The organism is Martelella sp. FOR1707 (genome assembly GCF_053484265.1).
On sequence record NZ_JBAKFP010000005.1, the window covers coordinates 232,910 to 247,694 of the forward strand.

Consider the following 14,785-nt stretch of genomic DNA (forward strand, 5'->3'; position numbering starts at 1 on the left):
AATCGCCATGCTCAGATTTCTGTTCAGCAAGCTATTGCTGATTATTCCGACCTTTATCGGGATCACCATTGTTGCCTTCGGCTTCGTGCGCGTCCTGCCCGGCGATCCCGTGCTGCTTCTGGCCGGCGAACGCGGCATGGACCCCGACCGATACCAGAAACTCCTTCACCAGTTCGGCTATGACCGCCCGATCGTCGTCCAGTATCTGGACTATGTCTGGAGCCTGCTGCATGGCGATTTCGGCGTTTCGATCGCCACCAAGCAGCCGGTGTTCCAGGAGTTCCTGAACCTGTTTCCGGCCACCGCCGAGCTTGCGATTTCGGCGATGCTGCTCGCCGTCATCATTGGCATTCCGGCGGGCATCATCTCCGCGGTCAAGCGCGGTTCGGTATTCGACCAGGCGACCATGGGCATCGCGCTCACCGGCTATTCGATGCCGATCTTCTGGTGGGGCCTGCTGTTGATTATCCTGTTTTCCGGGATCCTCGGCTGGACGCCGGTCTCGGGCCGGATCTCGCTGCTTTACTATTTCCCCTCGGTCACCGGCTTCATGACGATCGATTCGCTGCTTTCGGGCGAAAAGGGCGCATTCGCCTCGGCGGTTTCCCACCTCATCTTGCCGTCGGTCGTGCTCGCCACCATTCCGCTGGCGGTGATCGCGCGACAGACGCGCTCGGCGATGCTGGAGGTGCTCGGCGAAGACTATGTCCGCACCGCCCGGGCCAAGGGGCTTTCCGGCAGGCGCGTCATCGGCATCCACGCGCTTCGAAACGCGATGATCCCGGTGATTACCACGATCGGCCTGCAGGTCGGCATGCTGATGGCCGGCGCGATCCTGACCGAAACGATCTTTTCCTGGCCGGGCATCGGCAAATGGATGATCGATTCGATCTCGCGCCGCGACTATCCGGTCGTCCAGGGCGGGCTGGTGCTGATCGCCGGTCTGGTCATGCTGGTCAATCTGCTCGTCGATCTCGCCTACGGCCTCATCAATCCGCGCATCCGTCACCAATAGGAGCTCAGCCATGTCAGACAGCACGCTGGGCCAGCCGGTCCAAAAACGGAATATCCGCCTGCAGATGCTTTCCGAATTCTGGCACTATTTCAGCCAGAACAAGGGTGCTGTCGCGGGCCTCGTCGTCATCGTCCTTCTGGTGCTGATGGCGATCTTCGCGCCGCTTCTGGCGCCGCATAATCCCGATCAGCAATATCGCGACATGTTCCTGACCCCGCCCTTCTGGCAGGAGGGCGGAACGTGGACCTTCCCGCTCGGCACCGATGCGGTCGGCCGCGACATGCTCTCGCGCCTGATCTACGGGTCGCGCTATTCGCTGGTGATCGGCCTTGTGGTGGTGTCGGTGGCGCTGCTGCTCGGCATCACGCTCGGGCTTCTGGCTGGCTTCTTCCGCGGCTGGGTCGATGTCGCGATCATGCGGGTGATGGACGTGATCCTCGCCTTCCCGCCGCTGCTTCTGGCGCTGGTGCTAGTCGCCGTTCTCGGCCCCGGCCTGTTCAACGCCATGATCGCGATCGCGCTCGTGCTGCAGCCTCATTTCGCGCGGCTGACCCGGGCGGCGGTGATGGCGGAGGCGCGCCGCGAATATGTAGTCTCGGCCCGTGTGGCCGGCGCGCGCAATCTCAGGCTGATGTTCAAGACCATCCTGCCCAATTGCCTCGCGCCGCTGATCGTGCAGGCGACGCTCTCCTTCTCCAACGCCATTCTGGAGGCGGCGGCGCTGGGCTTTCTCGGCATGGGCGCGCAGCCGCCGACGCCGGAATGGGGCACGATGCTGGCGGAAGCGCGCGAGTTCATCCTGCGCGCCTGGTGGGTCGTCACCTTCCCCGGCCTTGCCATCCTGATCACGGTTCTGGCGATCAACCTCGTGGGCGACGGCCTGCGCGATGCGCTCGATCCCAAGCTGAAGCGGAGCTAGAGACCATGGAACCACTCCTCGACGTTCAAAACCTCTCCGTCAGCTTCCCGACCGCGGCGGGCGAAACCACGGTGCTGCACAACGCCTCCTACCGGATCGACCGGGGCGAGGTGCTGGCCATCGTCGGCGAGAGCGGCTCCGGCAAGTCGGTCGCCATGCTCGCCGTGATGGGCCTCCTGCCGACGACCGCCACCGTGAAGGCCGATCGCATCGTCTTCGAGGGCCGCGATATCTCAAACCTTTCGGCAACGGATCGCCGGCGGATCATCGGCAAGGATATCGCGATGATCTTTCAGGAGCCGGTGGCGAGCCTCAATCCGTGCTTCACCGCCGGCTTCCAGATCGAAGAAGTGCTGAAACAGCATACCGATCTTGACAAGAAGGCCCGCCACGCCCGCGCCATCGAGTTGCTTCAGGCCGTTGGCCTGCCGAACCCGGAAGACCGGCTGAAGGCCTATCCGCACCAGATGTCGGGTGGCCAGTGCCAGCGTATCATGATCGCGATCGCCATGGCCTGTTCGCCGAAACTGCTGATCGCTGACGAGCCGACGACCGCGCTGGATGTGACGATCCAGAAGCAGATCCTCGAACTCTTGGCCAATCTCCAGGCCGAGACCGGCATGGCGCTGATCATGATCACCCACGACATGGGCGTGGTTGCCGAAACCGCCGACCGGGTGACGGTGCAGTACAAGGGCCGGCTGATGGAAGAGGCCGACGTGCTGTCGCTGTTCGAAAACCCGAAACACGCCTACACCAAGGCACTGCTTTCGGCGCTGCCGGAAAACGCCACCGGCGACCGGCTGCCCACCATCGATTATTCCGCCGACTATACGGGAGGCGCGGCATGAGCGAGATCGTTGCTGAAGGAAAGAACATTGTCCGCGACTACGTCGTGCCGGGCGGCATGTTTAAGTCCGCCCGCACGGTGCGGGCGCTGAAGGGCGTCGATTTCTCCGTCGAGCGCGGCAAGACGCTGGCGCTTGTGGGGGAATCGGGCTGCGGCAAGTCCACGCTTGCCCGGATCATCACCATGATCGATGCCCAGACGGCGGGCGATCTTGCGATCGAGGGCCAGACGATCGACATCGCAAAGACGCGCCCCACCCCCGAGCAGCGCCGCAAGGTGCAGATCGTGTTCCAGAACCCCTATGGATCGCTCAACCCGCGCCAGAAGATCGGCGACGTGCTGATGGAGCCGCTGCTGCTCAACACCGACGACACGGCAAACGACCGCCGCCACAAGGCCCACGACCTTCTGAAGAAGGTCGGCCTCGGGCCGGAGCATTTCGACCGTTATCCGCACATGTTCTCCGGCGGCCAGCGCCAGCGCATCGCGATCGCCCGGGCGCTGATCCTGAACCCGTCGCTGCTGGTGCTCGACGAGCCGGTCTCCGCGCTCGATCTCTCGGTGCAGGCGCAGATCCTGAACCTGCTTGCCGATCTCCAGGACGAGTTCGACCTCACCTATATCTTCGTCTCCCACGATCTTTCGGTGGTGAAATATATCTGCGACGAGATCATGGTGATGTATTTCGGCGAAGTGGTCGAACGCGGCACCCGCGACGCCGTGTTCTCCGACCCGCAGCACGAATACACCCAGACCCTGTTCAAGGCGACGCCACGCGCCGACGTCGAAAGCATCCGCGCCCGCCTTGCCGCCAAACAGGCGAAGATGGCGGCGGGGAGCTGAGGGCGAGGCCTTGCCTCTCCAGTGCAATCACCATTCCTTTCTCCCCCCGGGATGAAAGGAATGAGGGCGCGTCCCCGATGCGTGGAGGATATCGGGCCGGCAGCGGCGATCCGCCGACTACAGCCGCACCCGGTTCACCGAGCGCAGGTGCTCTTCCACCGTCGCGATTTCGGCCGCGCGGGTTTCCGCGCTCCAGCCGAGCACGTCGCCAGCCACTTCGGCAATGCGCTCGATATCGCTCCTGTGCAGCCTGCCGGTGATGGCAAGCGTGGTGCGGCGCATGACGATGTCGGCGAGGTGGGTGACGAATTCGTTGCGGACTATCCAGTCTATCTCGGCCACGGAATATTCGCTGGCCTGCGGCAGGCGCTCCTGATTGCCGAAGCTCGCCTCATAGGCGGCGATGGCGCGGGCGGTGGTGCCGTAGCGGGTCAGCAGTTCGTCGATCCGGGCTTCCGAAAGGCCGGTTGCATGGGCCGCATCGGCAATCCATGCCCGCCGTGCCGCCGCGTCGGTCGGAAAATCCCTGCCGCCGCCGATCGGGCTTTTCTCGGTGGAGATGCGCCGGTCGCGGCCGAGGCGTTTGAGAATGGCATCGGCGACCTCCTCGGCAAAGCCTCTGAATGTCGTCCACTTTCCGCCGATCAGCGGGATGATCGCGAAGTGCCGGTCATCGTTGGCTTCCAGAACCGGAGCGGAATGGTCGCGGCTGATAAGCCCCGGAATATCGGCGTCGGAGGCCGGGAGCGGGCGGATGCCGCTATAGGCATAGACGATCTGGTCCTCGCCGATTTCGAGGCCCGGAAGCAACGCCTTGAGGCTGTTGATGAAATAGGCGATCTCGTCATCCTCACAACGCACTTCATCCGGGTTGTCGGCGGGAATATCGGTGGAGCCGGCCAGCGCAAGGCCGAGATATTCGTAGACCAGACAGATGCGCCCGTCATCGGCCTCGAAATAGATCATCCGGCCGGCAAGCCGCTTTACCAGCTCGTCATTGCGCAGCAGCACATGGGAGCCCTTGGTGCCGCCGATCAGCTTGGTCTCGAGGCCGAGCATGGCGTTGACGTGATCGATCCAGGGGCCGGCGGCGTTGACTACAAGGCCGGGTTTGACGGAGAGGGTTTCGCCGGCTTCGGATCCGAAGACGATCCGGTTGGCATCGGCCTCACGGATATTCGCGGCGTTGAACGCCGCCGAGCCGGGGTTGGCTGCAAGCCCGTCGCGGATCATTTCCATCACAAGGCGCTCGGGCTGGGTGATACGGGCATCATAATAGGTGCCGGCGGCGACGATCGTATCCGTCAGCCCCGGCATGTCGGACAGCGCCCGGCGTTTGCCGACGAGCTTGTGGCGCGGCATCACCCTGTGGCGCGCGCCATAGAAATCGTAGAGCCAGAGCCCGATCTTGACGAGGATTGCCCCGCGGCTGCGCGGCGCGCTGGTGGAGCCGAACAGCGTTCGGATCGCCGCCCAGATACCCTTGGTCCAGGAAAAGATCGGGATCATGGTCGGCAGCGGCTCGACGCAATGGGGCGCGTTGCGCAGCAGCAGGTTGCGCTCTAGCGTCGACTGGGCGACGAGGCCGAATTCGCCGGTCTCGAGATATTTCAGCCCGCCATGGATCAGCCGCGAGGGGGCGGCGCTGGTGCCGGCTCCGAAATCGGCCTTTTCGGTGATCAGACAGTTGATGCCCTGAAGCGAGAGGTCGCGGAAAAGGCCGGCGCCGTTGACGCCCGCGCCGATGATGACCACGTCGAAAGCGGTGTCGTCGCTCATTTGGAAGCGCCCTTCACGATCTGGAGATTGACCCCTGCCTTCCGCAGCCGCTCGATTTCGCCCGGATCAAGGCTGTCGGTCACGATCACGGTGTCGAAGGCGGTGAGATCGCCGAAGACGTTGAGGGCGACCTTGCCGAATTTGGTGTGGTCGGCAAGCAGGATGGATTTGCTGGCGGAGGCGACCATGGTCTGTTTCACGCGCGCGACCTGCTGGTCCTGGATGAAGGCGGTGGTGCCCTCGATCGCGGAGGCCGAGCAGATCAGCAGATCGGCCCTGAGCGCCTCGATCGCGCGCAGGCAGATATGATCGATATAGGCGTTGTAGGTGCGGTGATACTGGCCGCCGAGGCAGATGAAATCGACGACATCGGCGTCCACGAGCGCGTTCGCCACCGCGACGCTGTTGGAGATCACGGTCAGCGGATCGATCTCGTTGAGGAACGGCGCGATCGCGCCGGCGGTGGTGGAATCATCGAGAAAGATCACCTGGCCGGGCTCGATATGGGCCAGCGCGGCCTTTGCCAGGGCCTGTTTCTCAGTGGTGGCGACGGTGGCGCGATAGCGGTGCAGGCTTTCATAGATGCCCGAGGGCTGCGCGGTCACCGCGCCATGCAGCTTGCGCAGCACGCCCTTGGCGGCGAGCTGGTCGATATGGCGGTGAATGGTCATGCGCGACACGCCGAAATGCTCGACCAGCTTGTCGATGCGCACCTGGCCGTGGGCGATTACGTAATCCGCGATTTCCTCGCGTCGGCTGTCTGCCGTGGTCATTGTCCGTTCTCCCTGTCGCCAAGCGCTTCGAGGCTTTGCCAGTGGGGCTTCAACGCTTCCGATATATCCCGGTAGACGGCGAAGCGGCGGTCATAGGCCGCAGCCTTCTCGGCATTCGGTCGGAATGTCCGGCTGATGGCGTCGAGATCGCGCGGGTCGTTGGTCGGGGACTTGTAAAGCCCGACGCTCGCGCCGGCGCAAAGGGCAGCGCCCCAGGCGGCGGCCTCCTCGGTCGCGGTCACGGTGACCGGATGGTTGAGAATATCGGCGAACATCTGCGCAAAGGCGGCGTTGCGCGAGATGCCGCCGGTGAGCCGCACCTCATCATACGGAAAGCCGTCCTCCAGCGCGTCGACATGTTCGCGGTGGTTGAAGGCAATGCCTTCCAGAACCGCCTTCAGCATGTCGCCGCGATTGTGCCAGCCGTGCAGGCCGACGAAGGAGCCGCTACTGGGAGCTCCATGGGGCGAGCCGAAGAGATAGGGATGGAACAGCACGCTGGAGGGACGCGCGATCGCGGCTTCGATCTCGCCGGCAAGGGCCTCATGGATCGGGAGGCCGCCGGCGGCGGCCTTGTCGTGGTCGCCCTGACAGAGGGTGTCGAGGAACCAGTCGTAATTGGCGGCCGAGGCCGGCGAAATCGACATCGCGTTCCACTGGCCGGGTTCGATGGCATTGCGGCAGAACCAGCGCGGATCGGTGAGCGGCCTGTCCGATACGATCTCGTTGATCGAGTAGGTCCCGGCGACGACGCCCATGACGCCGCTTTTCTGCGCGCCGATCCCGAGCGCCGATGCCGTCACGTCATGAAGCCCGGCGGCGACCGGCGTTCCGGCGGCAAGGCCGGTCGCGCGGGCGGCCTCGGCACTGACATGGCCGATCACGGACGCCGAATGGGCGCTCGGCGCGAGCCTCTCAAAAATCTCCTCAAGGCCGTAAAGCTCAGCGGCTGCGGACGAATAGTCCTGGCTGTTCACATCGGTGAAGGATGTGCTGGCCTCGGTGCGGTCGGTGCCGACATGGCCGGTCAGGCAGAAGGTCAGCCAGTCCTTGCAGCCGAGCACCGCGCCGATGCGGGCATAACGCTCCGGTTGGTTACGCTTGATCCAGGCGAGCAGGGCCGATGGGGCGGAGAGATGCGGCATCTGTCCGGTCAGCGTCAGCGCCTTGTCGGCCGTGCCGTCCTTCTCCCATTCGGCGACAACGTCGCCGGCGCGGCTGTCGAGCGAGAGAATGCCGGGGCCGAGCGGCCTGCTGTCGTCATCGAGCAGATAAAGCCCGTCGCCATGGGCGGTGGCGGCGATCGCGGCAATATCGGCGGCGGGGCGGCCGCTGAGCGAAACGGCCTCGGCAATCGCCTCGGCGGTGGCGCGCCAGAGCCCGTCCATGTCGCGCTCGACGAAGCGCGGCGCGGGGATTGACTGCGGAACCCGGCGGCGGGCGACGGAAAGCACCGTCCCGTCCGTGTCGAACAATACGGCCTTGGTGACCGTCAGGCCGTTATCGATTCCAAGAAGACTCGGCATGGGACGCTCCCAATGGGCAAACTTAACCATCAAATCTGTTAAGTTAATATCAAAGAGCGTTACATATAGTCAATTATATCATTTAGCCTGTTTATCGGTCTTGCGCGGCGCGACGACCACATTGATGCCCTTGGCATGCATCCGTTTGATATGGGCGGGCGGCGTGCCGTCATCGACGATGACGGTATCGAAATCGGAAAGGGCGGCAAGGCTGTGGAGCGCGCGGCGCTCGAACTTGGTGTGGTCCGCGAGCAGTATGCGCTTCGAGGCGGCGTCCAGCATGGCGCGCTTGGCGTCGATCATCTCGGAGGACTGGTGGAACACCATGTCGTCGGTGATCGCCGCCATCGACAGAAACACGGTGTCGGCGCGCAGATTGGCGATTTCATTGGTGGTCATGCGGCCGAGAAAGGCGTTGCACCAGTTGCGGAACTCGCCGCCAAGCGCCAGCAGGGTGATGTCGCGCAGGCCGCGCAGCTCGTTCATCATCGTCAGCGAGTTGGTGATCACGGTCAGGGGCGCATGGTCCTGCAGGTGCGGCACCATGTGGAGAACGGTGGTGGAATCATCCACGAAGATCGCCTGGCCCGGTTCGATGAAGCCGGCGGCAGCGGCGGCGATCGCGGCCTTTTCCGGCGACTGGCGGCTGGAGCGGTAGACGTCGCTCGCCTCGATCAGGCTTGTCGGCGCGGCCGAAACCGTGCCGCGCGTCTTGCGCAACAGGCCGCGGCTCACGAGATCGTCGAGGTCGCGATGGGCCGTCATCAGGCTGATGCCGAAACGCTCGGTCAGGTCCTCGATCCGCATCGGCCCTTCCAGCATCACGGTTTCGGTGATCAACTGGCGGCGGGCGAGTTGGCGGGCCTGTCTGGAATCGGAGGGCATCTCCTCCGACATCAGATGATCCATGGCGTCGTTGCTCTGACTCGTCATTCCCGTTCCCGTCGGCGGCATTGGTCTCGCGGCTGAAGGATGTTGTTATAGGCGGCCCGGTCGCTGAGGTGAATGCTGTTTTACAGGGCGGCCTGTTCGCCCCGCTTTCATGCTGGGCCGCTTTTGCGTGAGGAGGGGGCGCGGGCGTTGCTGGACGGACCCTCCACCCTCTCATGAGTCATGCTCGGGCTTGACCCGAGCATCCAGGCCACACGGAGTGCGCTGCCTGGACCCTCGGGTCAAGCCCGAGGGTGACGCATGGAGAGGAGGAGGGCTTTCAGCACTCATGACGAGCCGCTCTCGCCCCTTCCCTTTGTCAGGTCTTACTGGGCCAGAACGAACGGGCCGGTATAGTCGTCGACATTGTCCTTGGTGATCAGCAGGCAATCGAACAGCTGCTTTTCGGCGTCGACGCCGGTGCTGCCGGTCCGGATGAAGGAGTCCGCCTGCTTGACGGCTTCCTTGGAGAAGATCGCGACCGGCTGGAGAACGGTGTATTCCAGCTCGCCGGCCTTGATCGCGTCCACGGCATCCGGAGAACCGTCAAAGCCGCCGACCTTCACGTCTTCCAGACGGCCGGCTTCCTTCAGCGCGGCGATCGCGCCGAGCGCCATCTCGTCATTGCCGCTGATAACGCCGATGATGTCCGGATGGGCCTGCAGCAGGCTCTGCATCTTGTTGTAGCCCTGGGTGCGGTCCCAGTTGGCGACATCCTGGCCGACCTTGACCAGATCCGGATATTGGCTCAGCACGGTTTCATAACCGTTGGAGCGGGTCTGGGCGTTGTTGTCGGATGGCGCGCCGAACAGTTCGACATAATTGCCGCTGTCGCCGACATCTTCCACCCACTGCATGGCGCCGAGCGCTGCGCCCTGGGCGTTGTTGGAGACGAGCTGCGACTTGGCAAGGCCCTCCTGGTTGATTTCGGCGTTGACCAGGAACACAGGAATGCCGGCATTGACGGCCTTGCGCACCGCGCCCACCGAGCCATCGGCATTGGCCGGGTCGAGGATGATCGCGACGGCCTTGTTAGTGATGGCGGTGTCGATCAGGTTGCTTTCGGTGTTGGTGTCGCCCTTGTGGGCGGCAACCGTTGCCGAATAGCCGAGGTTTTCGGCTTCCGCCTTGGCCACTTCGCCTTCCGTGTACCAGTAGGGGTTGGACGGATCGTTGACGATGATCGAGATCAGGCCGTCGGCCATCGCCGCGCCCGCGCCAAGCGGAACCGCGATGATGGCGGCTGCCATGGACATCAGAAACTGTCTCTTGTTGAACATGGTATTCTCTCTCCCTTGGTTGAACAGTTCAATGCTTCTCATATGCCGGTTGCCCGGCGGGGTTTTCCGCGCTCTATCAAGCCGTTTTGGTCTTGGCCCCCGCGGCGGAAGGGGTATTGGTCGAAGCGTCGCCATCGGCCGGCTTAGCGGCCCTGCGGCGTCCGTACTGGATGCTGTTGAGCAGCACCGCGAGAATGATGACCGCACCGGTAAAGACGGTCTGCCAGTAGGACGACACGCCGATGATCACGAGACCGTCGGACAGGAAGCCGATGACGAAGGCGCCGAGCAGCGTGCCGCGGACATTGCCGCGTCCGCCCGTCAGCGCCGCCCCGCCGATCACCACGGCGGCGATCGCGGTCAGCTCATAGGTGGTGCCGGCGGTCGGGCCGGCGGAAGTGAGCTGCGAGGACAGAACGAGGCCTGCGATCGCGGCGCAGATGCCGGAAAGCACATAGACCGACACCGTCACCCGCTTGACCGGCACGCCGGAAAGCTCCGCCGCGCGGGCATTGCCGCCGGTGGAATAGACCCAGCGGCCGAAAGCCGTGCGGGTCAGAAGAATGCTGCAGATGATCGCGACAACCGCCAGAACCAGCACGCCGATCGGCACGTTGAACAGGCGGTTGAAGCCGAGCCAGTCGAAACCGGTATTGCCAAGCTCCGGCTTGCCGCCGAGATTGTTGTAGGTCAGACCGTTGGTCATCAGCAGCGCGGCGCCACGCGCGACATAGAGCAGGCCAAGCGTCGCCACGAAGGCTGGCACCTTGAAGAAGGCGATCAGCACGCCGTTGATGGTGCCGATCAGCGCGCCGACAAGGCAGGTCAGGATTACCACCACCCAGACCGGCGGAAACAGCACCACGCCGAACATGTCGAGCTGGACGCCCTGCATCAGGAAACCGGCAATGCAGCCCGCAAGCCCGAGCGTGGAGCCCACCGAAAGGTCGATGCCGCCCGTCAGGATCACCAGCAGCATGCCGATCGCCAGCAGGCCGAAAATCGCCACATGCGAGGACATGATCAGGAAGTTGTTGGTCGACAGGTAAACCGGCGACAGCAGCGAGAACACCACGATGATCGCGATCAGCGCGAAGAACGCCCGGCCTTCCAGCAGGATACGCCCGAGGCTGAAGCCGCCGCGCCGGCCGGAGCTGGAGGATTTTTGAACTTGACGTGTGTCGGTCATTATTATGCTCCGAAATTTTACGCTGAAATCACGCGGCCACGGCTTCGCCGGATGCGGCCATGATTTCCTCTTTTGATACCGACGGGTCGAACTCGGCGACGATCTGCCCGCGCGCCATGACGATGATGCGGTGGGCGACGCTGAAGCATTCGCCGACTTCCGAGGTGGAATAGATCACCGCAAGCCCGCGCCCGGCGCGTTCCCCAAGCAGCTTGAACACCTCCGCCTTGGCGCCGATGTCGATGCCGCGCGAAGGTTCGTCGAGCAGCATCACGCCCGGATGGGTGGCGAGCATCTTACCGATCACGACCTTCTGCTGGTTGCCGCCCGAAAGCGAGCCGATCGGCGCGCCGCCGCCATCGGTCTTGATATGAACATCGTCGATTGCGCCATCGACGATGCCGCGCTCGGCCTTGCGGGAGGTGAAGACCCGGCGCGTGAAACTGGGGATCGAGGCGAGCGAAAGGTTGCGGCCGACCGTCATGGTCTGCACCAGCCCGTCGCGTTGCCGGTCTTCCGGCACCAGCACCAGCCCGGCCTCGATCCGCTGGGCAATGCTGAGATGCGACACGTCCTCGCCGTTGAGCAGGATCTGTCCGCCGACGCTGCGGCTGCGCCCGGCAATGCATTCCAGCATTTCCGTGCGTCCGGCGCCCATCAGCCCGTAAATGCAGACGATTTCGCCGGCGCGCAGGTCGAGCGACAGATGGTCGACGGCAAGCCGCCCGGTGCCCGAGGCATCCTCGACGCAGAGATCGCGCAGCGACAGCTTCACATCGCCGAATTCATAGCCGGTCGGCGGCGAGCCGAGGTCGAAATTGTCGCCGACCATGTTGCGCACGATCCATTCGAGATCGATATCCTTGCGCTCGCCGAAAGCGGTCATGGTGCCGTCGCGCAGAACCACGGCATGGTCGGTGATCTGCAGCGCTTCTTCCAGATGGTGCGAAATGTAGACGATCGAGACGCCGCGGCTCTTCAGGTCCGCGATCACCTTGAACAGCACCTCGACCTCCGAGGCACTGAGTGCCGAGGTCGGCTCGTCCATGATCAGGATGCGGGAATTGACGGAGAGCGCGCGGGCGATCTCGACGATCTGCTGCTGGCCGAGGCGCAGATCCTCCACCGGCGTCAGCGGATCGATGTCTTCCTCCAGCTCTTCCATCAGGATGCGGGTCTGGCGCTCCTCCTCGGCGAAATCGACACCTTTCGCGGTGCGGATCTCGCGGCCCATGAAGATGTTGTCGCGCACATTCATATTGGGCGCGAGGCTGAGCTCCTGGTGGATGATCGAGATGCCTTGCGAGGCCGCATCGGCGGCCGAGGTAAAGGTCACAGGCGCGCCGTCGAGAATGATCTCGCCGGAGGTGGGGCGCACAATGCCGGAAAGCACCTTCATCAGCGTCGACTTGCCGGCGCCGTTCTCGCCGAAAAGCGTAGTGACGCTGCCGTAATGGACGTCGAAATTGACGCCCTTCAGCGCGTGGATATTGCCATAGGACTTGGCGATGTTGCGGGCGGCGAGGACGACCTCGTCCCTGCTGCGCGGGTTGTCGGTTGTCCTGGTCATTCTACGCTCATCTCCACCGGCGTGACGAGCCAGTTCTTCGGATTGATCAGCTTGAAAACGCCGGTGACGGAGATCGTCTTGCCGGAAAGGCTTGCGGTGTCGATATCGGTGAGCACGTCCTTCTTCATCTCGTTGTTCAGCGCGGAACCGGCATCCTGATATTCGATCTGGTTCTTGAACTGGCCAAAGGCGATCGTGCCGGTGGCATCACGCAGGTCGGTGCCGTTGATCGCCGGGCCGGTCTGGACGCGGATGGTGATCTCTTCCGGCACCCCTTCGACGGAAACGGGATAGATGCCGCTCTTGGCCTCGCCGGCAACGCCGGTGAAGCTGACCGGCATGACTGCGCCGATCCCGGCCTTGACGCCGTATTTCTCGATCGCCGCGTCCTTGTCGGCGGCGATGTCGCTGGCAAGCGTTGCCGCATCGACGGCCCGGTCCTCGACGCTTTTCTGAACAATGGGGAAGTTCTCGGCGCCGAAGGCGTCCGGCGAGAAACCGTCTTCCGTCACATGCTTGGCGGTGCCGATGCGCACGACCTTGGTATCGAGCGCCATGGCGGCAATGACGACCACGACCGCAAGCGTGCCGATGATCATCGGCAGTTTCGAGCCGCGCGGACGGGCGGAATGACCGGAAGAAGGGTTTGTGGTTTGTGCACTCATCAGGAGGTGACCTTCAGACGCTGGAATTTTGAACATGAAAGCGCGCCGCCGGCCCCGCGGGCAGCAGGCGACGCCGGAAGGCGGACACGGCAGATTGATGGCAGTGTTGGCATCAGGTCGCTCCTCCCTTGCGGCTCCATGATGGCGCGCCTCCGCAGCGTCCTCTCGCTGCTTCGGCACGGCCGGCTGAACCGGCGGCCACGGATAACAGTTCGTGTTATCGCTATGTTATCTATTCGGCAAACTATGTTATAATTAAACTTGGCTGTCAATCACCGGGGTCAAAATCCGCTTGACGGGCGCTTGATCGCAGCCGAGTCCTATCCTTTCCGGATACGCTATTCCCCATAGTTTTGGCGATGAAAGGCGGTTTGTACGGCCTGCCTCATCAGGCAACATCAAGTTCGCTTCATTGACAGAATGCGGTTCTGGTGAAATAAATTGCCATAAATATAAAAAATTACAAAAAGGGAGAGAGCATGGCGCGAGCGGGTCGACGGCGCGATTTTGACGAGAGCATGGCGCTGCGCGCCGCGTGGCTTCATTACGGCGGCGGGCTGACCCAGGCCGAGGTCGCCGCGCGCCTGGACATCTCCACCGTCAAGGCCCACCGGCTGATCGCATGGGCCAACCAGAGCGGTGCCGTGAAGGTTTCGATCGATGGCGATGTCGCCGAATGCGTCGCGCTCGAGACCCGACTTGCCGAAGAATTCGGCCTGACCCATTGCGAGGTGGTTCCCGATCTCGGCGAACGCGGCATGCCCTTGAGGGCGCTCGGCATTGCCGGCGCGCGCTTCATCCGCCAGGAAATCGAATCCGAGCGCTCGGAGGTGATCGGCGTCGGTCATGGCCGGACGCTCGCGAGCGCGGTGGACGCGCTGCCGCGCATTACGGCCAACGGCGTGCGCTTCGTGTCGCTGATGGGCGGTCTGACCCGCAACTATGCCGCCAATCCGCATGACGTCATACATCGGCTTGCCGAAAAGACCGGCGCCTCGGCCTATGTCATGCCGATCCCGTTCTTCGCCAACACGGCCGCCGACCGCGAGGTGTTTCTCGCCCAGCGCGGCGTATCGCAGGTGATTGATCTGGCGGCCCGCTCCGACCTGATGCTGGTCGGCATTGGCACCGCCAATCCGGGCGCGCAGCTTGTCGCGTCCCACATGATCGATGTCGCTGAGATCGGCGAGGTGCGGGAGCGCGGCGGCGCGGGCGAGGTGCTCGGTCACTTCTTCGACCGCGACGGTCAGCTTGTAGAGACCTCGCTTTCGGCCCGCACCGTGTCGCTCGACATCAGAGCGCTGGGCAAGCGCCGGATCGTCGCGATCGCGGGCGGCGAGGAGAAACTCAATGCCATGGCCGCCGTGCTGCGCAGCGGCACGATCAGCGGCCTGATCACCGACGAGGCGACTGCGACCGCGCTTGCGGACGGCAGGACCGGATAGG

General features: G+C 63.6%; 13 protein-coding genes. 5 read left to right on the forward strand and 8 right to left on the reverse strand.

The genetic code is table 11. The features are described from left to right. Positions 1–7 precede the first annotated feature (7 nt). From V6765_RS15360 to V6765_RS15375, 4 genes are read left to right on the forward strand one after another with little or no spacing between them, the layout of a single operon-like run. A complete protein-coding gene (locus V6765_RS15360; protein WP_448430282.1) occupies positions 8–1,015 on the forward strand; it encodes an ABC transporter permease subunit in 1,008 nt (335 codons plus the stop codon). A gap of 10 nt (positions 1,016–1,025) precedes the next feature. After that, entirely contained in the window at positions 1,026–1,934 is a 909-nt protein-coding gene (locus V6765_RS15365) for an ABC transporter permease subunit (RefSeq protein WP_448430284.1), read from the forward strand. A gap of 5 nt (positions 1,935–1,939) precedes the next feature. Further along, the gene (locus tag V6765_RS15370; RefSeq protein ID WP_448430286.1) at positions 1,940–2,785 is read left to right on the forward strand and encodes an ABC transporter ATP-binding protein; all 846 of its coding nucleotides are present in this window, start codon (positions 1,940–1,942) and stop codon (positions 2,783–2,785) included. Continuing rightward, a complete protein-coding gene (locus tag V6765_RS15375) occupies positions 2,782–3,627 on the forward strand; it encodes a dipeptide ABC transporter ATP-binding protein (RefSeq protein WP_448430288.1) in 846 nt (281 codons plus the stop codon). The genes V6765_RS15370 and V6765_RS15375 overlap by 4 nt, the downstream gene beginning before the upstream one ends. A 117-nt stretch (positions 3,628–3,744) precedes the next feature. Here V6765_RS15375 and V6765_RS15380 read toward each other — a convergent pair whose 3' ends face one another. From V6765_RS15380 to V6765_RS15415, 8 genes are all read right to left on the reverse strand, one after another. Continuing rightward, positions 3,745–5,406, reverse strand: a complete 1,662-nt coding sequence (locus V6765_RS15380; protein WP_448430290.1) for a glycerol-3-phosphate dehydrogenase/oxidase — start codon at positions 5,404–5,406, stop codon at positions 3,745–3,747. After that, on the reverse strand, positions 5,403–6,179 hold the full coding sequence (locus V6765_RS15385; protein WP_448430292.1) for a DeoR/GlpR family DNA-binding transcription regulator: 777 nt from the start codon (positions 6,177–6,179) through the stop codon (positions 5,403–5,405). Before V6765_RS15385 ends, V6765_RS15380 begins: the two co-directional genes overlap by 4 nt. Continuing rightward, on the reverse strand, positions 6,176–7,705 hold the full coding sequence (locus tag V6765_RS15390) for an FGGY-family carbohydrate kinase (RefSeq protein ID WP_448430294.1): 1,530 nt from the start codon (positions 7,703–7,705) through the stop codon (positions 6,176–6,178). The genes V6765_RS15385 and V6765_RS15390 overlap by 4 nt, the downstream gene beginning before the upstream one ends. Positions 7,706–7,783: 78 nt before the next feature. Beyond that, a complete protein-coding gene (locus V6765_RS15395) occupies positions 7,784–8,638 on the reverse strand; it encodes a DeoR/GlpR family DNA-binding transcription regulator (RefSeq protein WP_448430297.1) in 855 nt (284 codons plus the stop codon). A gap of 323 nt (positions 8,639–8,961) precedes the next feature. Further along, positions 8,962–9,915, reverse strand: a complete 954-nt coding sequence (locus tag V6765_RS15400; RefSeq protein ID WP_448430299.1) for a substrate-binding domain-containing protein — start codon at positions 9,913–9,915, stop codon at positions 8,962–8,964. A gap of 76 nt (positions 9,916–9,991) precedes the next feature. Then, positions 9,992–11,104 carry an ABC transporter permease gene (locus tag V6765_RS15405; RefSeq protein ID WP_347446378.1) on the reverse strand — a complete coding sequence of 371 codons (1,113 nt, stop codon included), beginning with the start codon at positions 11,102–11,104 and terminating at the stop codon, positions 9,992–9,994. 28 nt (positions 11,105–11,132) lie between these two features. Continuing rightward, on the reverse strand, positions 11,133–12,674 hold the full coding sequence (locus V6765_RS15410; protein WP_448430301.1) for a sugar ABC transporter ATP-binding protein: 1,542 nt from the start codon (positions 12,672–12,674) through the stop codon (positions 11,133–11,135). Then, positions 12,671–13,339, reverse strand: coding sequence for a DUF2291 family protein (locus tag V6765_RS15415; RefSeq protein ID WP_448430303.1), 669 nt, complete (start codon positions 13,337–13,339; stop codon positions 12,671–12,673). The genes V6765_RS15410 and V6765_RS15415 overlap by 4 nt, the downstream gene beginning before the upstream one ends. Positions 13,340–13,818: 479 nt before the next feature. On the opposite strand from V6765_RS15415, the gene V6765_RS15420 reads away from it, so the two are divergent. Continuing rightward, the gene (locus V6765_RS15420; RefSeq protein ID WP_448430305.1) at positions 13,819–14,784 is read left to right on the forward strand and encodes a sugar-binding transcriptional regulator; all 966 of its coding nucleotides are present in this window, start codon (positions 13,819–13,821) and stop codon (positions 14,782–14,784) included. Position 14,785: the final 1 nt, after the last annotated feature.

Excerpts from the sequence above, each read along its gene's own strand:
- V6765_RS15360 (WP_448430282.1), top strand. The coding sequence starts at position 8 with ATGCTCAGATTTCTGTTCAGCAAGCTATTGCTGATTATTCCGACCTTT.
- V6765_RS15365 (WP_448430284.1), top strand. The coding sequence starts at position 1,026 with ATGTCAGACAGCACGCTGGGCCAGCCGGTCCAAAAACGGAATATCCGC.
- V6765_RS15370 (WP_448430286.1), top strand. The coding sequence starts at position 1,940 with ATGGAACCACTCCTCGACGTTCAAAACCTCTCCGTCAGCTTCCCGACC.
- V6765_RS15375 (WP_448430288.1), top strand. The coding sequence starts at position 2,782 with ATGAGCGAGATCGTTGCTGAAGGAAAGAACATTGTCCGCGACTACGTC.
- V6765_RS15380 (WP_448430290.1), bottom strand. The coding sequence starts at position 5,406 with ATGAGCGACGACACCGCTTTCGACGTGGTCATCATCGGCGCGGGCGTC.
- V6765_RS15385 (WP_448430292.1), bottom strand. The coding sequence starts at position 6,179 with ATGACCACGGCAGACAGCCGACGCGAGGAAATCGCGGATTACGTAATC.
- V6765_RS15390 (WP_448430294.1), bottom strand. The coding sequence starts at position 7,705 with ATGCCGAGTCTTCTTGGAATCGATAACGGCCTGACGGTCACCAAGGCC.
- V6765_RS15395 (WP_448430297.1), bottom strand. The coding sequence starts at position 8,638 with ATGACGAGTCAGAGCAACGACGCCATGGATCATCTGATGTCGGAGGAG.
- V6765_RS15400 (WP_448430299.1), bottom strand. The coding sequence starts at position 9,915 with ATGTTCAACAAGAGACAGTTTCTGATGTCCATGGCAGCCGCCATCATC.
- V6765_RS15405 (WP_347446378.1), bottom strand. The coding sequence starts at position 11,104 with ATGACCGACACACGTCAAGTTCAAAAATCCTCCAGCTCCGGCCGGCGC.
- V6765_RS15410 (WP_448430301.1), bottom strand. The coding sequence starts at position 12,674 with ATGACCAGGACAACCGACAACCCGCGCAGCAGGGACGAGGTCGTCCTC.
- V6765_RS15415 (WP_448430303.1), bottom strand. The coding sequence starts at position 13,339 with ATGAGTGCACAAACCACAAACCCTTCTTCCGGTCATTCCGCCCGTCCG.
- V6765_RS15420 (WP_448430305.1), top strand. The coding sequence starts at position 13,819 with ATGGCGCGAGCGGGTCGACGGCGCGATTTTGACGAGAGCATGGCGCTG.